Below are 20,168 nucleotides of genomic sequence, written 5' to 3' on the forward strand. Positions count from 1 at the left end.
CCTTCCTTTATTAAAAAACTGTTTTAATTTCGTCTACGATGGCACCAATAAATAATGAATCTGTATTAGGCATTTCAGGACGATAGTAATTTGCGCCTAACTCATCACACACGACTTTACATTCATAGTCGTTATCGTAAAGTACTTCTAAATGTTCACATACAAATCCTACTGGTGTATAAATGAAGTTTTTATAATGATGTGCTTCAAATAAATCTCTAGTTAAGTCTTGCACATCTGGTCCTAACCATGGAGTGCCTGTATTACCTTCGGATTGCCAACCTTGGGCAACGTGTTTAATGTTAGTAGAAGCTTCTAAACGTTTCATTGTATCTTGTAATTCATCCGGATATGGATCATTATTTCTTTCGATTAATCCTTTAGGTAAACTATGTGCTGAAACGATTAAGATAGTTTCATCGTGTTCTTCACTAGGAATTTGTTCTAACGTTTCATTAATTTTGTTTGTCCAGTATTCAATAAATTTCGGTTGATGATAATATTGCTCAACATGATGTAACTTAATACCGTATTTATCTGCTTCTTCTTTAGCACGTTCGTTGTAAGATCCCACTGAAAAGCTTGAATAATGAGGTGCTAAGACTACAGTGACCGCTTCTTGTATACCGTCATTATGCATCTTTTCAACTGCTTCTTCTATATATGGAGAAATATGTTTCAATCCTAAATACAACTTAAATTCAACGTCTGAATATGCTTCATTAAGTGCGTCTTTCAATGCTTCAGCTTGACGATCAGTAGTACCAGCTAAAGGAGAAAGCCCACCGATGAATTCATAACGATCTTTTAAATCTTGTAGTTCTTCTTCAGAGGGTCTTTTACCGTGTCTAATATCTGTGTAGTATGGTTCAATATCGCTTTCTTTGTATGGTGTACCATAAGCCATAACTAATAAGCCTACTGTTTTAGTCATTATTTAAAACCTTCCCTTATAATAGTTTCTTTATTTTCTAGTATAATCATGCACAAATTGAGTCACACGTTTAAGTGTATCTGGTTGTACTTCAGGGAACACGCCATGACCGAGATTAAAGATATGCTGACCTCTGTGCATGCCTTCATCAAGGATAGCTTTAATTCTCTTTTCAAGAATGTCCCAAGGTGCAAGCAATAAGGATGGGTCTACGTTACCTTGTAATGTTTTATTGACACCTAATTGCGTAGCTTTAGTAATTGAAGTACGCCAATCTAAGCCTAAAACATCAATCGGTAAATCGTTCCATTCATTGATTAAATGACTCGCGCCTACACCGAATAAAATGACGGGCACATCATAGCGTGCTTTAATACCTTCTACTAATCGTTGCATGGCTGGTTTAATATAGTAGCGATAATCTTCTACATTTAATGCGCCTACCCATGAATCGAAAATTTGAATTAGCTCTGCTCCCGCTTCGATTTGTGCTACCACATAATCAATAGAAATATCTACAAGATGGTTCATTAAAGCAAACCAAGTTTCTTCATTCCCATACATCATAGCTTTAGTAAAATTATAATTTTTTGAAGGGCCACCTTCTATCATATATGAAGCCAAAGTAAATGGTGCTCCGGTAAAGCCTATAAGTGGTACGTTTAATTTTTCTTGAGTTAATAATTGAATTGTTTCTAATACGTATGGCACATCTCTTTTAGGATCTATGTGCGTAAGCTTTTCAACATCTTTGATACTGTGAATAGGATTATGAATAACTGGGCCTATGCCAGACTTAATATCGACCTCCACACCGATAGGCTTTAACGGCGTCATAATATCTTTATATAATACAGCAGCATCTGTGTTGTAATTATCAACAGGAAGTTGTGTGACATAAGCACATAATTCTGGCTGATGTGTGATCTCAAAGAGAGAATATTTTTCTTTCAGTTTGCGATATTCTGGTTGAGATCTTCCAGCTTGGCGCATAAACCATACTGGTGTATGGGACGTTTCTTCCCCTTTTATTGTTTGTAGAATTGTATTGTTTTTATTATGCACCATAGCGTCCTCCTAAATTAAAATCATTCTTATCTATAATATCATATCGTCATAATATTATCGTTTATACCGGCTTAAATGTCATAAAAAAGACATAGCGCCATAATATCTTTAACCTTTATTTTTAAAATTAATTATAGATGATTTTGCATGTATAAAACTACATGTTACATAGATTTTTTATTTTTTGAAAATAATAACGTTATATAATTAATTATTATAGTCACATTTTATATTTAACCGTATAATATAATCAACAAGGGAGGGATAATCATGAAGATAAATACCACGTATGGCACATATGGATTTTTAAATCAAATTCGTTTGAAACATCCAGATAAAGATTTATTTTTATTTTCAACTGAGGATTCAACAGTCATTATTGAGGAAACTGAAGATAAATCTATATTGAAACACCCTACAATTTATAACACGATTAATGAAATTAATGAAATGAATAATGACCATTTTTATTCAGCACTATTCATCCCATCTTCAGATGATCATGCGCATCAGTTAGAAAAACGTCTAGCTAATTTAGATTTAAACTTTGACAACTTTGCAGGATTTAAAAGTTATCGCTTCTTAAAACCTGTTGAAGGTACGACATATAAAGTGTATTTTGGATTTGCTAATCGAGAAACGTATGAAGATTTTAAAGAAACTGACACGTTTAAGGATTATTTTTCAAAAGATGCATTAAAGCGCTACTTTGGTTCAAGTAGTCAACACTCAAGTTATTTTGAAAGATATTTATATCCTATTAAAGACTAGATAATTTTAAAGGTTGCTTTATATTTGTGAGCTATAACGCTCATTCATATAAAGCAACCTATTTTTTTAATCTCTAAGTAATGTTTCTTGATACTCAAGCTTTTTAATTGTACTTCTAATCGTTAGCCATCCAACGATAAAGAAGACAATCGCAAAGAAGAAAAATTGTGGGTACATGACAATAAATGTCACTGCAAAAATGATACCAATCACAAGCATTAAGCGATATAAGAATTTTTCATATCCTCTAATTACTTGTGTGTCAGACACAGGCCATACCTGTGGCCATAAGCCATATGCTTGTTGCGTATAGAACTGCGACATTTGTAGTAACGTAATATACATAAATAGGCTTCCGATAATAACTGTCACTATTGGTGATGACAACCAAATCATTAACACTAAGGCAATAATGACTAAACGTAAAATAATGCTAAATGCATCTCTACCTCTTACGAAACTACGCGTAAACAGATATAAGTACATATTTTTCGGATTGAATCTTTGCCCTTTTGGTGTTGGTAATAAAAAGTCTAAATATTTACGTCTGACTGCACTCTCTTTAAGATGCTTAACATCTGTAAACATATTTACAAATTTATAGTAATTCGTGTGGTGGCGTTGCTCGACTGCAATCATTCTTTCCCATGGGAATAAGTTGATTTGCTTCATTTTCGGAATAAGGAAAATTGCTACAACTAACCCGATTGTTAATACAATAGCCCAATAGAATTGATGACCTAAAACAAGATAGTAAGTCAGGGCATTAACTATAAACAATAAGATATTGATAGACCAACTAGATAAGCGAAGTTGATACCATTGCCATCTCAATCTTAAACCAAGATAAGGGTGTACAAGTAGTAAGATCACAAACACTACATAAGCGATTACAAGTTGATTGCTTAATTTATAAAATAATGGAAATAAGACAATCGCTATTATTATTTGTAACGCAATACGATTAAAGTAACTATATTGTAGACTTAATTTCATATAATCTTTCATGTTTTTTTCAAATGGTAAGAGAAAGATTCGGTCTGCGTCTTTTAAAAATGTTCTAATTGGAAATATAGAAGTAATAGCTAATACAATACTCGCAAATAATGCATAGTCAATATGATGTGGAATGTGTTGCAACCATTGACCATATCCTAAAATAAATGCACCGAGTAAAATCACTAAAAAGACTGTGAAATGACCATTAAATATAAACTTATTGTAATAGCTCTTTTCTTTACGAATTGCTTGATGACGCTTTTTAAATAAGTTTGAAGCTATCTTATTCATGATGTTGACCACCTTGAGTTACATGAATGTAGATATCATCAAGCGTCGAATCATGTAGCCCTGTTTGTTCACGAAGTTCTTCTAAATTACCTAAGCCTACTACTTTCCCTTTGTCTAAGATGATAAAGCGATCACAATAACGTTCAGCAGTTGCAAGTATATGCGTACTCATCAAAACGGTACGGCCTTCGTTTTTCTTTTCAACCATTAAATCAAGCATTGATTGGATACCTAAAGGATCGAGACCGAGGAAAGGTTCGTCGATAATATATAATTCCGGATTAACGATAAAGGCGCAAATAATCATTACCTTTTGTTTCATTCCTTTAGAAAAATGACTTGGAAAGACGTTTAATTCATTTTCTAATCTAAATGTTTTAAGTAATGGTCGCGCGCGTTTCATAGCTTCTTCTTCACTTATTTGATAAGCCATCGCAGTCATCGCAATATGTTCTTCTAAGGTCAATTCTTCATAAATTACTGGCGATTCAGGTATATAAGATAATTTCTTACGATAAATTTCAATATCTTCTGTTATGTCTGTATTTGAAATAGAAAGATTGCCTTGCATTGGCGTTAATAGTCCTAACATATGTTTGATGGTAGTACTTTTACCGGCTCCATTCAGTCCTATTAAACCTACTATTTCGCCTTCTTTTAATTCAAAATTTATATCTTCAATAACAGGACGCTTACCATAGCCACCTGTTAGATGTTCAACTTTTACTGTCATATGGCACCTCCATGAATTATATTGTACCAAAATCATTGTCTAACTACTAAAGTTAGATATGTCTTACTAACGAAATTTTAATATACTAATGATATAATAAGATACAAATATGACATAAGGAGTGTATTTAAATGGCAGAAACTGTTTTCGGCAAAATCCTTACTGGAGAAATCCCAAGTTTTAAAGTCTATGAAAATGACTATGTGTATGCATTTTTAGATATTTCACAAGTTACTAAAGGACATACGTTACTTATTCCGAAAAAAGCGTCAGCAAACATTTTTGAAACTGATGAAGAAACAATGAAACATATTGGCGCTGCATTGCCTAAAGTGGCTAATGCAATTAAGAAAGCATTTAATCCTGATGGCTTAAATATTATTCAAAATAATGGTGAGTTTGCAGATCAATCTGTGTTCCATCTTCATTTCCACTTCTTACCTCGTTATGAAAATGATATCGATGGATTTGGTTACCATTGGGAAACTCATGAAGAAGAACTTAATGATGAGCAGAAAAAAGAAATTGCTGAACAAATCAAAGCGCAATTTGAATAATTCTGCATATTGAATGACATAATAGGGTAATATAGAATTAAACTAACTTGTCGAGTTTTCTAAAGATAAAAATACAACGACATATTAAGTGAGGAGAATAAACATGAAAGTAACACGCGTATTATTTGGTATTAGTGTGGGAATCGCATCGGGTATTGCAGTTTCATGGATGAATCGTGATGCTGATAGCGTGAAAAATAATACTATTGATTCTAAGACCCCTACTGGTTCTCGTTCAGAATTAGAACGTGAAATTGAATCTATCAAACGTAGTTTCCATAATATTGTTGACTATGGTAAACAAGTTAAAAATGATGGTGTAGAATACGGTAGCGAAATTGGCGATGAATTTAAAACATTAATTGGTGATTTTAAATCAGATATTAATCCTAATATTGAAAAGTTACAATCACACATCGAAAATCTTCAAAATCGTGGCGAAGAAATTAGTAATACATTTTCAAAAGATAAAAAATAATTACTTGTCATGAGAGAGAACGGAACATAATTATGTTTCGTCTCTTTTTTTATACCTAAATTGTCTTGACTGTTGTAGTGGTTAGTTAGATAATACGTAGCGTATATAAAAGAGTTATAAAGAGGTGTCTCTATGTTCCTATGTAAACGTCAAATCGATATTCATGCACGTTTTGGTGTGCCAAGAATCGCATTCCTTAGCTTTACTATAACTGTCATTGCTTTTTTAGTGAGTTATGAAATTATGTATTATTTTGTAGACACTCCTTTATCAGATAGACATTTTATTATTTTATTATTTTTTGTAATCTTAATGTACCCTATTCATAAATCGATACATTTACTCTTCTTTATTCAACATTTCCACTCTTTTAGAATGCATAAGTTGAATAAAAAAAGATGGTTACCTTATTTTAATACTTATGTCAGCACGCCTGTTCACAAAGTATATTTTTGTATTAATTTATTATTACCATTTATTATAATTACCTTATTTTTAATCTTTATGACAATGATGTTCCCGCAATATGGTCATTATTTTATGTTTTTATTAGCATTAAATTTTGGAATTTCTGTACTTGATTTTTTGTATCTTAAAATAATCATTTTCTCAAATGAAGGTCAATTTATTGAAGAACATCAAACGGGTATCAATATTTTAAATAAAGTGCCTTATAGTTCATTTCATTAAGATATAACGTTGTGAAACAAATGCTAATACTATTTAACTAAGCGAAACATTAATTCTTTGAATATGAATTTTTGTTTCGCTTTTTATTTGTGGAAAAATGATTAAATTTTAATGCTTAAGACTTATATTGACTAGTACTTTGGTAGTATTGAGTCTGTTTCTAATTGGTGTAGCATGGATAATATGTTATATTTACTTTGTTATTATTGTAAAAGGAGCTTTCAACTATGAAAATTATGAATAAACTAATTGTTCCCGTAACAGCAAGTGCCTTACTTTTAGGTGCATGTGGTTCTAACGCAACTGATTCGGAAAGTAATACGCTTATTTCTTCAAAAGCTGGAGACGTAAAAGTAAAAGATGTCATGAACAAAATTGGTGATGAACAAATCGCTAGCACATCATTTAGTATTGCGCTCAATAAAATTTTAGCTGATAAATATAAAGATAAAGTAGATACTAAAGATATTGACGAAGATATTAAAAAAGAACAAAAACAATATGGTGGTAAAGATCAATTTGAAAGCATGCTTAAACAGCAAGGCATGACATTAGATACATATAAAGAACAGAAAAAACTTGCCGCTTACCAAAAAGAATTATTAAACGATAAAATCAAAGTTTCTGATAAAGAAATAAAAGAAAACTCTAAAAAAGCTTCTCACATTTTAATTAAAGTTAAATCAAATGATGATGATAAAGAAGGTTTAACAGATAAAAAAGCTAAAGCAAAAGCTGAAAAAATCCAAAAAGAAGTTGAGAAAAATCCAAGTAAATTTGGAGAAATAGCTAAAGATGAATCAATGGATTCTTCAAGTGCTAAAAAAGATGGTTCTTTAGGCTATGTAGTTAAAGGACAAATGGTAAGTAAATTTGAAAAAGCCCTCTTCAAACTTAAAGAAGGCGAAGTATCTGATATCGTTAAAACGGATTATGGTTACCATATCATTAAAGCCGATAAGGAAGACGATTTTGATAAACAAAAATCTAAACTTAAAGCTAAAATCATAGAACAAAAAGTTCAAAAAAATCCAAAATTACTTACAAATGCTTACAAAGACTTGCTTAAAGAATATGACGTAGATTATAAAGATAGTGACATCAAAAAAGCTGTTGAAAACACTATTCTTAACCCAGACAAATTAAAACAACAACAACAATCATCTGATAGTTCAGCATCATCTAATTTATCTTCATAATTTTCTAGAATTAACTCAATCATTTATTAAAACGCCTTGTCTAGAAGTTGCATAGAAACATGCAATAAGTCTAGACAAGGCTTTTTTAGTTATAAAAAAGCTTTCTACTTAATAAAGTGAAACTGCTTCGTTCTTCACTCATGATTTAAGTAGAAAGCTTATATATGTTTTAATCTAATTTTTCAGGATTATAGAATTGGCGATTTTCCATACCAAATATACGTTCAGTAAATTGCCCTTTTTCTGTCTTTTTAAAGGCTTTATCAAACATATTCATTTTAGCGTCAATGTTATCAATAAAGAATAAGATTTCCGCTTCTTTTAAGTGTGGTAATTTTGGTGATCCAAACTCCATCTTACCATGATGCGCTAGAATCATATGACGTAGTAACATCACTTCTTCACCTTCAATATTAAGTTCCTTAGCTGCTTCTGCAACTTCATCACTCGCTATTGAGATATGACCTAGTAAATTCCCTTCTACCGTATACGTCGTAGCAACTGGGCCACTTAGTTCTCTTACTTTTCCTAAATCGTGTAAGATGATTGAACTATATAATAAACTACGATTTAGTAATGGGTAAATATCACATAATGATTTAGCAATTTGAAGCATTGTCAATACGTGATAGCTTAATCCACTAGCGAAATTATGATGATGTGAACTTGCTGCTGGGTAAGTGAAAAATTTAGTTTGATATTTTTTCAATAAATGACGTGTAATACGTTGTAGATTAGCATTTTCAATTTCTAAAATATAATGTGAGATTTGCTCTTGAATCTCATCTGCTGTCAATGGCGCTCCGTCGACAAAATCTTGCGTTTTAAAGCCATCTTCTGGCGTAGCTAATCTAAATTTATTTACTTTCATTTGTTTACGGCCACGATAATTTATAACGTCGCCTTTAACCCATATAATTTCCTCAGGTTTTAAAATCTGCATATCCTCTTTACTTACTGTCCATAATTTGGCTTCGATATCTCCACTTTTATCTTGGAGGAAAAGCGTCATATAATCTTTGCCTTGAGCAGTCACTCCTTGTGTAGCTCTATGAACTAAAAAGAAGTTCTCTACCGAATCTCCCGGATTTAACTTTTCTACATTTCTCATTATTTTCCGCCTTCCTCTATTTTATTTAATATCAACATCTCTTTAGAAGGAATTGCAGTATCTTTAGTACATGTAAAGTACAATACTTGATAATCTCTAGCCAATTCTCTTAAATAGTTTAACATCATTGATTTTCTTTGTTTATCAAAATGAACGAACGCATCGTCAATAATGATTGGGAATGGATAATACGGTCTTAGTATATGAATTAAACTTATTCTTAGCGCTATATACAATAATTCTTTAGTTGACTGACTTAATTCTAGAGGATGATACATTTGTCCATTACTATGTCTTATCATAATGGAATCATTCTCATAAGTAATTAGATTATAATTGCCATTAGTTAATGTTTTAAATATTGTGATTGCTTCATTTATCACTTGTGGTAAACGCTTATCCTTAATCTGTTTGATATGTTCGTTTATAAGCGCTTCTAAATAGCTTAAACTAGCCCAATCTTTCGCAATATCATTCATTCGATTTTTCAAGCTGAAATATTCATGGCGCAATCTAGATAAGGTTTTATCTGTTTCCATTTGATTGATTTGCGCAGTGAAATCACTTACTTCAGTTTGTTTGTCTAAGTATTGCTCGTTATAGTCATCTACTTGTTGTGCTAGTAATTCGTCTTCTTCTTCTAGTTGGGCTGTTGTCTTTTCACTTAAATTAGAACTATCTTCATATGAGAAATGATGGTTTTCTAAGTAAGTTGATAAATCATTAAAACGTGCAAGTTGTTGTTGATACAATTGATAGCGTTCATAAGCTTCGTAATACTCTTCTTCATTATTAACATTATTCGCTTTGAATAACTCGGCAATGATATCTTTATTTTCTGTTAATCTATCATTTAATTGTTTTAGTTCGTTGCTTAATAATGTTATTTGACTTTCTAGTTGTGTTTTTTGTTCTTTATCTTTCTCATAGTTAGCTATCCAACGTTTTAAATCACTAAATAGCGATACTTTGTTAAAGCTAGAAAATTCATCTTCAGTTTGTTGTCGAGCCTTTTCATAAAAAGCAGAGAGTTTTTGTGTAAGCTTTGATCTTTGTTCTAATAATTGATTAAGATAATTATCATTCGATTTGACCTGATTCATCGTATTGAAGCTATCGACTAATAATTCATCTGACATTGTTCCAGGTAATCTTAAATCTTCTTTTACTTTATTAATATGACTTGATAAATCACTTATATCTTGTTCAGTCTGATTTAATAAACCTTGTTGATGTTCTAATTTATTAGTTACTACACTCTTATTATTGCTAGTATTACTCCAACGCTCACGCAGTTGATATTGATGGTCAAGATCGAAATCTAAATCATAATTAGCTTCTAGCTCGCTTAGTTGACGTTCTAAATCACTAATTTCTTCACTAATAGTTTCACTATAATCAACTTCTTTAGTTCTAGTAAAGAAAATGCCTACTACAAAAATTACAGTTAAAATGACGAATATAATCCCAAAGATAAGATTTTGAGTCGCAAATGAGAAAATGGTTAAACCTAGACCAATTAATGCAAGGATGATAAAACTAAATCTTAACCACCATTGGCGTTTTTGTTTTTTCTCTTTATCTTTGTTGAAGGTGTCTTTTAATTTATTATAGAGATTTTCTTTTTCATGTAATTCTAATTTTTGTTGGTTATATTGTTTTTTCTTATCAAGTGCATTTTCAGGAACTAATTCTTTTTCAAGACCTTCAATTTCTTCGCTCAAAGCGTTTTGTTCAATTGTATTCTCTTCAATCGTTCGCTCGATTTGTTGTTTTAGTGCACTTTGGTTATTACGTTCTTTAACCTTTTCGCTTACATAATTTTTTGTAGCTTCTGACGTGTCAGTCTCATGATAAACATCTTGCCACCCAATGCTTGTTTTTAAATCTTGTTGTTGACGTTGATATGTTTCGATTTCTTTTGAAAGAGACTCTGCTTTTAATTCGGTTTGTTGAATATCGTTTTCGTCATGACTGAGTCGATAAAGGTGATTGACCGTTTCCTCGCTAGGTAAATCTATCGCATTGAAGTCATATTCTAATTGTTTAATCTTTTCTTCTCTTAAACCAATATCTCTACTAAGTGATTGTTTATATTGTGAAGCTGTTTCATAGCGCTCGATGCCCTTTTCCGAGAATTTAAGTGGTTCAACATTCAATTCTTGTTCAAGTCGCTTCCACTCTTGCGCTTGTTCATGAATCGCTAGTTGCTTTTGCTTCGTTTCATGCATTTTAGATAATTGATTTAAATTCTCTTTTAAATGGCCTAAATGTCGTTGTGATTTATCTTTTTCATCTACAAGACGTTGATATTCATCTAGTTTCGTTTCTTCTTCGCGAATTTGAGCTTCTAATTGTTTCAATTCTTCTATTTGTTGATTTAAAATTGGGTTCTTACCCGCTTTTTTATACAATGTTGCTTTCTTTTGACTAACTAAATTACCCATTGTCGTAAATTCAGAAGACCCTAGCGCACCAGCTTCAAGTAAGTAACTTTGTAATTGCTTTTCGTCTAAATTACGATGAATATCTTGTAAACCTAGTACGTTAAATGAAAATATTCCTTGATAAGTTTTTTTAGAAATGTAGTTTAATTTCTTCTTCAACCAAGCTTCATCACGAATTAAGCCATTTTCAAGATAAACCTTTACATCGCCTTGCGCACTGCCTTTAACACGTTCTACGATGACTTCTGATTGATCTTCGAAAAGCAACGTCAGCTTACCACCATATTGATTACCCATGCGTGGTTCTAAACGCGGTTCTTTTTCTTTCTTTGTAGGAAAGCCAAATAATATAGAGTGGATAAATGCTTGAATTGTAGATTTACCCGCTTCATTTTCACCAAAAATTTCGGTAAATTCTTTATTAAAGTCAATCTTACGTTGCACAAACTGACCGTAACCATAAATCTCAAGCGTTTTAATGATCATTGTGTTCACCTCTCATATCCGCTTTCAATAAATTCTCAGCGCGATTAACTAACTCAACTTTGTCAAATTCAGTATAATCTTCTAGATATTTAGAAGCTCTCGGATTTAAATATAGTTCTGTCATAGCATCGTCAAAGACTTTCGAGTCATTAGTCAATTCTTCTGAAAATTCCTTAACCAGAGGCGTTTCTTCATTTTGAAGATAATTATAAGTAATTTCATCGATGACTACGAAATGACGTTCATTCTCTTCATAGTCATCAATCATTTCTTTAATTTGCAATATATCTTGTGAAGATAACATAGTTTCACTATCAATATTGACCGTTAATTTGTAGAATGCTTTGCCTTCATGGCGTACACGATCTTTAAAAGATTGAATTTCTTCATAAATTCCTTGTCTACTCGTCTTTTGCGTAGTTATAGTAGCTTCATCAAAGCGAATAGATTGTGTTGGTATAAATTTAGTATTTAATCTTAAATGGTCACCTTCTACAAGCAAACATCCTTTTAATCCTTGTTCCCCAAAATGTCTCCCTTGTACATTACCTGGATAATGAATTGGAGGCATGTCACTTAATTCTTGGCGTTCGTGGATATGTCCTAATGCCCAATAATGGTACAACTTTTTATTTAAATCTTCTAAGATAAATTCAGTATAACGATCTTTAATTGAAGATTTACTATATGTTCCATGAAGCATGCCAATGTGAATACCATTTTGGCCTTGACTAGATGGGAAATCATCTATTTTATTCTCATAACTTCCATCATTTTGATAACTAAAGCCGTGGATGTAGATTGTTTCACCATCTTTAGTTATAGCTTGATATGTTTCAACATTACTAGAGAACACCGACACATTCTCAGGCCAATCGTCTGTAATTCTCTTAGTAAGTGGGTCGTGGTTACCATGACTTATGTATACAAAAATTTGTTCTTTTTCTAAGCGTTTAAATTGTTCTTTCAAAAATACTTCAGCACGTAGTGTTCGATTCTCACTATCAAATAAATTCCCTACGATAAGTACAAAATCTACTTCTTCCTTTAAAGCCGTATCGACTATTTTTTTGAAGCTTTCATAAGCGCTATTTTGTATATCTTCAAAAATTGTAGGTGCTAAATAGCTTTTAGACTTAAAGGGGCTATCAAGGTGCAAATCAGCACAGTGAATAAATTTTATCATGAATATTAGCTCCTTAATAATATGATAATGTAGCTTTGATATTCCTATATTTTACCATACCTTATTTATCTGGGTCGATGAACTTTATCAAACTAAAAAAAGCTACAAAGCTTTCGTTGGAAAGCAATGTAGCTTTAAACCTATAAATTAGTCAGCGTAGATTTCATCTAAAGGTTTAACAATGATTTGGTTGATTTCTTGGAAGACTTGGCTCATGTTTTGTTCAGCTTGCATTAATTCAGAGATGTTTTCATCTTTTTCGATTGCTTGAGCTTGTTCTTGAGCTTTAGCTAAGTCTTCTTCAGGAATTTCTTCACCTTGCATTTGTTTTTGTTGGAAGCTTAATTGAGTTTCACGGAACTCATCAAATAATTTTTTAGATTCTTCATTATCTTTTACTTTAGAAAAAGCATCTTTAATAGCTTTGTATTCATCATTATCTCTTAAAGCTTGTTCTAATTGGTTTGCATAATCATATAAATTTACTGCCATGTCTGTTTGCACTCCTTAGTGTAAAGTTATTTTTGACAACTCTTTTATACCATAACATATAATTTATTGTTAGACAAAGATTGCGACCAATCCTTGGAAGAAGCCAATGATACCGCCTAAAATGAAGCCTAAAGACATGATTAATTTTAATTCTTTATTAGCTATTTCAATAATCAAACGTTCAATATAATCTAAGTCGAACGTGTTAATTTGATCTTCAACTAATTTACGTAAATTGATTTTTTCCATAATAGTTGATAAGTGTGTTGAAGCTTGATTGATGATTAAATCTGTTATTTTATTTACAACTTCATTTTCTAGATAATCAATAAAATTAGGTGCTAATCGATTTAAAGGCGTATCGACTTTCTGATTTAAATTAAGATAATTTGTAATTAATTGTGAAGTTGAATCAGATATTTTTGAAAATTGTTCTTCCTTAACGACTTGTCCTAATGGTTGTTTTTTAAGTGTTTCATATTCATTATGAATCACTTTATCAATAATAGACTTTGCTTTAGGATGACGAGTTAAACGTATCAATTCATGTTGAATTCTATCTGCAATGCTTTCTTTAGTCATAAACATTTGTAGTAAACCGACTATTTTCCCCTTTTCAGTGAAGAAAGTCTCAAGCATATCATAAATATCTCGCGCACCTTTATCTGATTCTAAATATACACGTGCACGCTCACACAATAAATCTCCAACATCATCTATTTTATTATCAATCATAGCAACCGCTTCTGCCGGCAAAATTTCATTTATTGCGACATCTCTATGTGATGCATAATATTCATTAAGTTTTGTAGCAATTGTACTATCTAATCGTTCGTTCACTAATTTATCAATATCAATGTCGAAATGACTAGCGAATCGACGAATGGTTGCATCATCGGATTTTAGCTTAGACACTTGTTCTTTTACTAACTCGTTAATCGATGCTCTAGTATTACTTTCATTTAATTTATTATTGATGACAGTTTCTGTAATTAAGTGTTCTTCTATTACCTGTCCAATTTTACTAGCGATTTCTTCTCTTCTCTTCGGAATAAGACCGGGTGTGAATGGGACACGCATTTTAAAAATATAGTACGGTTTAAAAGGATGAAATAGCATGCGTATAGCGATAACGTTGGTAATACCACCTATCACTGCGCCTACTACCACCATGAATAATATTACTAAGAAAGCTTGCATTGAGATTACTCCTTAATTTGTTGAGATAACATTACGATGATTATATCATGAGAGAAATTAAACTTCACAATTTAAATTTATTAAATCATCAAAAGGTTCAGTCAGTTTATTTTCAAAAAATAGGATACCTATTATTTATTAGAATATGAGCGCATTCAGACAATAAATGACAAAAATAAGGAGCCTAGTTCATTTCAAGTGCAAATGTTCAGGGCTCCGTCATTATCTATATTAAAATAGTGACTAAATCTTTAATAGACTCTTCTATCACTATATCGCTATTTTGAAAATTTATATTTTAAACGTGCATTAATTCTTCTTTCGCATTTCTATTAAAATAAGTTTCTGCTTCTCTTAATTTTGAAGTACCGAAGATAGGTTGTTTTTCAGAATTAAGCACTCTGTAAATATTACTTACTTTATTACTTTGTAAGATGAAACCGTTACGCGTTTCAATCGTGTTCCAATAAATATCACTTGTTGTAGAGTGATTTGGGTACGCACAGTGATTACGTGAAATTGTTTGAACGATTTCTAATGGATCACAACCAAATGTGTTATTTAATACATCTGAATCTCTAAATAACGCACAAATAGAAACACATGTCGTCCAGTTTGGTAATACTCGTTCTTTTTCAATTTGAACTAATGTCTTTTTTGAAAGGCCGATTGTTTGAGCCATAGTATCTTGCGTATAGCCCGCTTCAATTCTAACCATTTTAAATTTTGTTTGAATTAAATCTGTAAAACTCTGTCTATCCATATTTATTCTCTACCTTTCTAATAGGGGGTTATTTAATCCGGACACAAGAAATTGCAATAATACACATTTCTTGAAACACAAATTACATCTTAATATATTTTTAATCAAATGAAAAGAGGAATTTTTGTTTTTATACACAATTTTATTAAAGCCGAAATTATCAAAATAATTAAATTAGTTATATAATACAGTTTTTTTAAACAAGTTAAGTATTATAAAATGTGATTATTTCAATGAAATTTCCCTATTACACTTAATTGTAAACTTAAATTAGTTTATTCTCTATCGCATAAATAGCAGCTTGAGTACGATCGGTTACTTCTAGCTTATTAAAAATGTGACTCACATGTGTTTTAATCGTCTTTTCAGAAACATATAACGCATTAGCAATTTCTTTATTTGTTTTACCTTTTACCATTTCACTGAGTACATCTAATTCACGTTTAGAGAGTTTATGATTATAGTGTGGTTTCTGAGACATAGTTTCCATCACACTTTTAGCTTCTGGATGAATAACTTGCTTATTATTTAACACATCTAAAATAGTAGTGATAAGCTTTTGTGGTTCAACGTCTTTCATTTCATAACCATCTGCGCCTTTATTGATTGCTGAAATGACATGTTCATCATCTACGTAACTTGTTAGAACTAAAACTTTAATCTCAGGATAGTGTTTCTTTATGTATTCGGTCACTTCAATGCCATTCATTTCTGGCATTACTAAATCTAATAATATAATATCTGGTGCTGAATTCTCTTCTAAATACTTAATGAAAGACTCACCATTTGCAAAACTAGCTTGTACTTCTAATTCATCGACAGTGGATATCAAGAATTCTAAACCTTGTCTCACAATATGATGGTCATCAATTAAAATGACTTTTGCCAACTGTTCTTTCCCCTTTCAATATTATTAAAGTGGTATTTGCATCGAAATTTTTGTTCCTTTATGAGGCACTGAATCTATATGTAGTTGCCCGTTCAAAAGGCGTATACGCTGACTTATATTTTTTAAACCTTGCGATTCAGTACTATTTGATTTGTTGATTTCAAATCCCACTCCATTATCCGTTACATCTATGCATAATTTATCAGTTGTTTGTTTTAAATTTACATATATATGTTGTGTCTCCGCGTGCTTTTTAGTATTATTCATCGCTTCTTGAAGTATTCTATAAATATGTTCTTCAATAACAATAGATAGATTAATTAACCCCTCAACTTCAATATTTAAGTTCAATTGAAGGACTTGGGCATATTTTTTAAGGGCTTGTACTAAGCCATATTCCAATCCGGCTGGCTTTAGTTGCCATATAAGCGATCGCATTTCATTTACGGCACTTTGACTCGTATCCTCAATCGTTTTAAAAGCTTTCTTAGCCATGTCATCAGACGTGATATCATGTGCTGCATGCGCCGTTAATTTTAACGAAAATAACATTTGATTTACTGAGTCGTGTAAATCTCTAGCTAAACGATTACGTTCATTTATACGCGCCGCTTCTTTTTCTTGATCAGTTAAATAAATTCGTTTAATAGCTGACCCAATTTGTAACGCTACAGACTCTAATAATTCAAGGTCTTCTTCACTATAATGAGAGGTATAGGGCGTCGCTACATTAAGCAAACCATACTGTTCATCCCCAGAGCGTAATGGGACGGTGGCATGATGAGTAATACCATCTGTCTCCTCTTGATGCGCTTGATTTGCTAAATTTATACGTGAGCAATTTATAATATTAGAAGCTTTAGTCAATCGTTCATTGTGATAAGCACTAACACACCAGCACGAACCTTCTTTCATATAATTGCAATTATTTTTACGCAAAGCTCCAGGAAGTTGTACATCTACGACCAATTCATGCTCACCTACATCGTTTATAAAAAAGATCCAACCAGTCGTAAAGTTGCTTCCGTTTATTAAATATTTCACTGCGCCTTGCATCATACTATATAATTCAGTTTCTTCATTGAGATATTCTGCAATTTCTTTTAATAACGCTAAGCGTGTAGGTTTTTCCATTCAATCGCTCCAATATTATACTAATTTCGCAATAGTATTATTATACAGTGTGTTGTTATTTTTTAAAATTATTTATCAATTCGCACCATATTTTCAACCTTCTAAAAGTTTAACATGTATGTATTTTGAAATTCATTACTGTATATCAAGCTCATTATCATCTATCAAATTTCAAAAGATATGATATGATAAATACGTACTTAATAGGAGGACTTTATGAATTTTAATATACCTAAAAACTTTAATAATTTTACTTTGAGAGAAATTTTCCAAAGTTTAAAATTACCTAAAAAAGATTTGCATCAACTTAATATGTCTAAAGATATCACTATCAATCACCAACCGGCTAAACTTACAGATAAAGTAGTGACAGGTGACGAGGTTTATATCCCTACGCCTACAGAGAAAAGTAACTACTTACCAAGTTATCGCTATGCCCAAATTAGTTATGAAGATGATGATTTAGCCATTGTGATGAAACCTAAAGGTGTGAAAACACATCCAAATGATTTAAAAGAAAGTAATACATTAATGAACCATGTGATTTATACGATAAATAGTGACTATGCAGAACCTATTCACCGTCTTGACCAAGAGACAGTCGGCTTACTTATTATCGCAAAGAATCCATTAATGAAGAAAATATTAGACCGTATGTTAGAAGAAAATGAAATTAACAGAATATATAAAGCGAACGTAAAAGCGTTATTACCAATTAAACCTCAAACAATTGATAAACCTATTGGTAAAGACAAATTCCATCCTAACAAACGCCGAATTTCTAACACTGGTCAACGTGCAGTCACTCATATTTTATCTTCAAAAATGATTAAAGAAGGCGTATGTCAATTAGACATTAAATTAGATACTGGTCGTACACACCAAATTCGTGTACACTTAGCTGAAATCGGACATCCTGTTCTCGGAGATCCATTGTACGGCGACTCAACATTACGTCAATTAGAATTAAATAGTTATAAAATTGAATTTACGCATCCTCTTACACAAGAATTAATTTCTGTTAGCTTAGATGATGAGTAATATAGAATATAGTATGAGATAAGCAATTCTTATGTAATTGCATTCGATTTGCGGTCTCGCTTCCCCTTGTAAATATGAAATCAAATAATAGAATAAGGCGTAGAGAGAATTCATATAACTGAATCTCTCCTACGCCTCTATTTTTGAATAATACTCCAAACTCTTGCTTATATTTGAAAAAATTAGTGTGGGTCAACCATATCTTCTGGTTTAATCCATTCTTCAAATTGTTCTTCAGTAACATAACCAGACTCAATTGCAGATTCTTTTAATGTTAAGCCTTCTTTATGTGCTTTTTTAGCAATTTGAGCTGCTTTTTCATAACCAATGTGTGGATTTAATGCTGTTACTAACATAAGTGATTGATTTAAGTAATTATTGATGTTTTCTTCAATTGGTTCGATACCTGCTGCACAGTTATTGTTAAATGTTTCCATACCATCTGCTAATAAGTAAATTGATTGTAATGTATTATGCAAAATAATTGGTTTAAATACATTCAACTCAAAGTTACCTTGTGAGCTTGCAATACCTACAGTCGTGTCATTACCCATTACTTGCACAGCCACCATTGTTAGCATTTCACATTGTGTTGGGTTAACTTTACCTGGCATGATTGAAGATCCTGGCTCATTTTCAGGTATAGAAATTTCAGCAAGACCTGCTCTAGGACCTGACGCTAACCATCTAATATCATTCGCAATCTTCATTAAATCGGCAGCTAGTGCTTTCAATGTGCCATGTAATTGCACTACTTCGTCATGTGAAGTCAATGCGTGGAATTTATTCTCAGATGATACAAATGAATAACCTGTATTATCTGAAATAAATTTAGCTACTTTATCGCCAAATTCTGGATGTGCATTAATACCAGTACCTACTGCCGTACCACCAATAGCTAAATTTAGAATATGTTTCTTAGATTCAGATAATAATTCTTCACATTTATCTAACATATAACGCCAACCACTGATTTCTTGGCCTAATTTAATCGGTGTAGCATCTTGTAAATGCGTACGTCCTATTTTAATAATTGATTGATATTGGTCTTCTTTTTCTTTAAAAGTATCACGTAAATGTTTTAACGCAGGTTCTAATTTAGTTTCAACCTCATGATATAAAGCCACATGCATTGCAGTTGGGAATGTATCATTAGAACTTTGAGATTTATTCACATCATCATTAGGATGAATTGTTTCATCACTATTATTCTCTTTTAAATATTCATTTGCTACATAACTAACTACTTCATTGACGTTCATATTACTTTGTGTACCGCTTCCAGTTTGCCAAACGACTAATGGAAAATGCTCATCTAACTCGCCTTTTAAGATTAAATCACAAGCATGGACAATTGCATCTTTTTTAGCATCGCTTAATTTGCCAAGCTCATGGTTAGCTAAAGCAGCCCCTCTTTTCAACTGAGCAAAACCATAAACTACTTCAATTGGCATACGTTCTTTACCTACTGGAAAGTTACGTTTACTTCTTTCAGTTTGAGCACCCCAATATTTATCTCCAGGTACTTCAATCTCTCCAAAAGTATCGTGTTCAATTCTTACTGACATACGATAATCTCCCCTTATTCACTTATTTACCAATAGTATAGCATTATTTAAATTAGAGGAGCAACGCACAATTAAAGCGTTTACAAATATATTTAGCTAGTTCAATCAATAGTTGAATTTTAAGGCGTGGT

General features: G+C 31.8%; 19 protein-coding genes. 6 read left to right on the forward strand and 13 right to left on the reverse strand.

Features of this window, described 5'->3' with window-relative positions; all coding sequences use genetic code 11:
* Window positions 1-10: 10 nt before the first annotated feature.
* Entirely contained in the window at window positions 11-934 is a 924-nt protein-coding gene (hemH, locus tag HS848_RS06380) for a ferrochelatase (RefSeq protein WP_198611647.1), read from the reverse strand.
* 30 nt (window positions 935-964) lie between these two features.
* On the reverse strand, window positions 965-2,002 hold the full coding sequence (gene hemE, locus HS848_RS06385; protein ID WP_198611648.1) for a uroporphyrinogen decarboxylase: 1,038 nt from the start codon (window positions 2,000-2,002) through the stop codon (window positions 965-967).
* A 270-nt stretch (window positions 2,003-2,272) separates the two neighbouring features.
* Here hemE and HS848_RS06390 point away from each other — a divergent pair, with 270 nt between their 5' ends.
* A complete protein-coding gene (locus tag HS848_RS06390) occupies window positions 2,273-2,773 on the forward strand; it encodes a signal transduction protein TRAP (protein ID WP_198611649.1) in 501 nt (166 codons plus the stop codon).
* 66 nt (window positions 2,774-2,839) lie between these two features.
* Here HS848_RS06390 and ecsB read toward each other — a convergent pair whose 3' ends face one another.
* Window positions 2,840-4,063 carry an ABC transporter permease EcsB gene (ecsB, locus tag HS848_RS06395; protein WP_198611650.1) on the reverse strand — a complete coding sequence of 408 codons (1,224 nt, stop codon included), beginning with the start codon at window positions 4,061-4,063 and terminating at the stop codon, window positions 2,840-2,842.
* A complete protein-coding gene (gene ecsA, locus HS848_RS06400) occupies window positions 4,056-4,796 on the reverse strand; it encodes an ABC transporter ATP-binding protein EcsA (RefSeq protein WP_198611651.1) in 741 nt (246 codons plus the stop codon). Before ecsA ends, ecsB begins: the two co-directional genes overlap by 8 nt.
* Window positions 4,797-4,927: 131 nt before the next feature.
* On the opposite strand from ecsA, the gene HS848_RS06405 reads away from it, so the two are divergent.
* The 4 genes from HS848_RS06405 to prsA all read left to right on the forward strand — a co-directional run bounded on the left by HS848_RS06405 (window position 4,928) and on the right by prsA (window position 7,720).
* Window positions 4,928-5,353 carry an HIT family protein gene (locus HS848_RS06405; protein ID WP_198611652.1) on the forward strand — a complete coding sequence of 142 codons (426 nt, stop codon included), beginning with the start codon at window positions 4,928-4,930 and terminating at the stop codon, window positions 5,351-5,353.
* A gap of 103 nt (window positions 5,354-5,456) precedes the next feature.
* Window positions 5,457-5,831 carry a YtxH domain-containing protein gene (locus HS848_RS06410; protein WP_107508443.1) on the forward strand — a complete coding sequence of 125 codons (375 nt, stop codon included), beginning with the start codon at window positions 5,457-5,459 and terminating at the stop codon, window positions 5,829-5,831.
* Between the two features lie 132 nt (window positions 5,832-5,963).
* Window positions 5,964-6,521, forward strand: coding sequence for a DUF3267 domain-containing protein (locus HS848_RS06415; RefSeq protein WP_107508444.1), 558 nt, complete (start codon window positions 5,964-5,966; stop codon window positions 6,519-6,521).
* Window positions 6,522-6,748: 227 nt separating this feature from the next.
* Window positions 6,749-7,720, forward strand: coding sequence for a peptidylprolyl isomerase PrsA (gene prsA / locus HS848_RS06420; protein WP_198611653.1), 972 nt, complete (start codon window positions 6,749-6,751; stop codon window positions 7,718-7,720).
* A 169-nt stretch (window positions 7,721-7,889) separates the two neighbouring features.
* Here prsA and yhaM read toward each other — a convergent pair whose 3' ends face one another.
* The 8 genes from yhaM to HS848_RS06460 all read right to left on the reverse strand — a co-directional run bounded on the left by yhaM (window position 7,890) and on the right by HS848_RS06460 (window position 17,428).
* The gene (gene yhaM, locus HS848_RS06425) at window positions 7,890-8,831 is read right to left on the reverse strand and encodes a 3'-5' exoribonuclease YhaM (protein WP_107508446.1); all 942 of its coding nucleotides are present in this window, start codon (window positions 8,829-8,831) and stop codon (window positions 7,890-7,892) included.
* The gene (locus HS848_RS06430; protein WP_198611654.1) at window positions 8,831-11,764 is read right to left on the reverse strand and encodes an AAA family ATPase; all 2,934 of its coding nucleotides are present in this window, start codon (window positions 11,762-11,764) and stop codon (window positions 8,831-8,833) included. Before HS848_RS06430 ends, yhaM begins: the two co-directional genes overlap by 1 nt.
* The gene (locus HS848_RS06435; RefSeq protein WP_198611655.1) at window positions 11,754-12,950 is read right to left on the reverse strand and encodes a metallophosphoesterase family protein; all 1,197 of its coding nucleotides are present in this window, start codon (window positions 12,948-12,950) and stop codon (window positions 11,754-11,756) included. Before HS848_RS06435 ends, HS848_RS06430 begins: the two co-directional genes overlap by 11 nt.
* Before the next feature lie 147 nt (window positions 12,951-13,097).
* Window positions 13,098-13,442, reverse strand: coding sequence for a YlbF/YmcA family competence regulator (locus HS848_RS06440; RefSeq protein ID WP_198611656.1), 345 nt, complete (start codon window positions 13,440-13,442; stop codon window positions 13,098-13,100).
* Window positions 13,443-13,511: 69 nt separating this feature from the next.
* A complete protein-coding gene (locus tag HS848_RS06445) occupies window positions 13,512-14,642 on the reverse strand; it encodes a DUF445 domain-containing protein (RefSeq protein WP_198611657.1) in 1,131 nt (376 codons plus the stop codon).
* A 298-nt stretch (window positions 14,643-14,940) separates the two neighbouring features.
* Window positions 14,941-15,405 (reverse strand): XRE family transcriptional regulator XdrA, encoded by a 465-nt coding sequence (gene xdrA, locus HS848_RS06450; RefSeq protein ID WP_053030612.1) that lies wholly within the window; start codon window positions 15,403-15,405, stop codon window positions 14,941-14,943.
* 265 nt (window positions 15,406-15,670) lie between these two features.
* Window positions 15,671-16,294: a response regulator gene (locus HS848_RS06455; protein WP_198611658.1), complete on the reverse strand. Its 624-nt coding sequence runs from the start codon at window positions 16,292-16,294 to the stop codon at window positions 15,671-15,673.
* A 24-nt stretch (window positions 16,295-16,318) separates the two neighbouring features.
* Window positions 16,319-17,428, reverse strand: a complete 1,110-nt coding sequence (locus HS848_RS06460) for a GAF domain-containing sensor histidine kinase (protein WP_198611659.1) — start codon at window positions 17,426-17,428, stop codon at window positions 16,319-16,321.
* Window positions 17,429-17,644: 216 nt separating this feature from the next.
* On the opposite strand from HS848_RS06460, the gene HS848_RS06465 reads away from it, so the two are divergent.
* Window positions 17,645-18,469, forward strand: a complete 825-nt coding sequence (locus HS848_RS06465; protein WP_107508453.1) for an RluA family pseudouridine synthase — start codon at window positions 17,645-17,647, stop codon at window positions 18,467-18,469.
* 182 nt (window positions 18,470-18,651) lie between these two features.
* Here HS848_RS06465 and fumC read toward each other — a convergent pair whose 3' ends face one another.
* Window positions 18,652-20,037 carry a class II fumarate hydratase gene (gene fumC, locus HS848_RS06470; protein ID WP_198611660.1) on the reverse strand — a complete coding sequence of 462 codons (1,386 nt, stop codon included), beginning with the start codon at window positions 20,035-20,037 and terminating at the stop codon, window positions 18,652-18,654.
* Window positions 20,038-20,168 lie beyond the last annotated feature (131 nt).

The sequence above is a fragment of the Staphylococcus caledonicus genome, from assembly GCF_016238465.1.
Lineage (GTDB): Bacteria > Bacillota > Bacilli > Staphylococcales > Staphylococcaceae > Staphylococcus > Staphylococcus caledonicus.

Excerpts from the sequence above, each read along its gene's own strand:
- fumC (WP_198611660.1), bottom strand. The coding sequence starts at position 20,037 with ATGTCAGTAAGAATTGAACACGATACTTTTGGAGAGATTGAAGTACCT.
- HS848_RS06410 (WP_107508443.1), top strand. The coding sequence starts at position 5,457 with ATGAAAGTAACACGCGTATTATTTGGTATTAGTGTGGGAATCGCATCG.
- HS848_RS06445 (WP_198611657.1), bottom strand. The coding sequence starts at position 14,642 with ATGCAAGCTTTCTTAGTAATATTATTCATGGTGGTAGTAGGCGCAGTG.
- HS848_RS06465 (WP_107508453.1), top strand. The coding sequence starts at position 17,645 with ATGAATTTTAATATACCTAAAAACTTTAATAATTTTACTTTGAGAGAA.
- ecsA (WP_198611651.1), bottom strand. The coding sequence starts at position 4,796 with ATGACAGTAAAAGTTGAACATCTAACAGGTGGCTATGGTAAGCGTCCT.
- hemE (WP_198611648.1), bottom strand. The coding sequence starts at position 2,002 with ATGGTGCATAATAAAAACAATACAATTCTACAAACAATAAAAGGGGAA.
- HS848_RS06440 (WP_198611656.1), bottom strand. The coding sequence starts at position 13,442 with ATGGCAGTAAATTTATATGATTATGCAAACCAATTAGAACAAGCTTTA.
- HS848_RS06430 (WP_198611654.1), bottom strand. The coding sequence starts at position 11,764 with ATGATCATTAAAACGCTTGAGATTTATGGTTACGGTCAGTTTGTGCAA.
- HS848_RS06415 (WP_107508444.1), top strand. The coding sequence starts at position 5,964 with ATGTTCCTATGTAAACGTCAAATCGATATTCATGCACGTTTTGGTGTG.
- yhaM (WP_107508446.1), bottom strand. The coding sequence starts at position 8,831 with ATGAGAAATGTAGAAAAGTTAAATCCGGGAGATTCGGTAGAGAACTTC.
- ecsB (WP_198611650.1), bottom strand. The coding sequence starts at position 4,063 with ATGAATAAGATAGCTTCAAACTTATTTAAAAAGCGTCATCAAGCAATT.
- xdrA (WP_053030612.1), bottom strand. The coding sequence starts at position 15,405 with ATGGATAGACAGAGTTTTACAGATTTAATTCAAACAAAATTTAAAATG.
- HS848_RS06435 (WP_198611655.1), bottom strand. The coding sequence starts at position 12,950 with ATGATAAAATTTATTCACTGTGCTGATTTGCACCTTGATAGCCCCTTT.
- HS848_RS06460 (WP_198611659.1), bottom strand. The coding sequence starts at position 17,428 with ATGGAAAAACCTACACGCTTAGCGTTATTAAAAGAAATTGCAGAATAT.
- hemH (WP_198611647.1), bottom strand. The coding sequence starts at position 934 with ATGACTAAAACAGTAGGCTTATTAGTTATGGCTTATGGTACACCATAC.
- HS848_RS06405 (WP_198611652.1), top strand. The coding sequence starts at position 4,928 with ATGGCAGAAACTGTTTTCGGCAAAATCCTTACTGGAGAAATCCCAAGT.
- HS848_RS06390 (WP_198611649.1), top strand. The coding sequence starts at position 2,273 with ATGAAGATAAATACCACGTATGGCACATATGGATTTTTAAATCAAATT.
- prsA (WP_198611653.1), top strand. The coding sequence starts at position 6,749 with ATGAAAATTATGAATAAACTAATTGTTCCCGTAACAGCAAGTGCCTTA.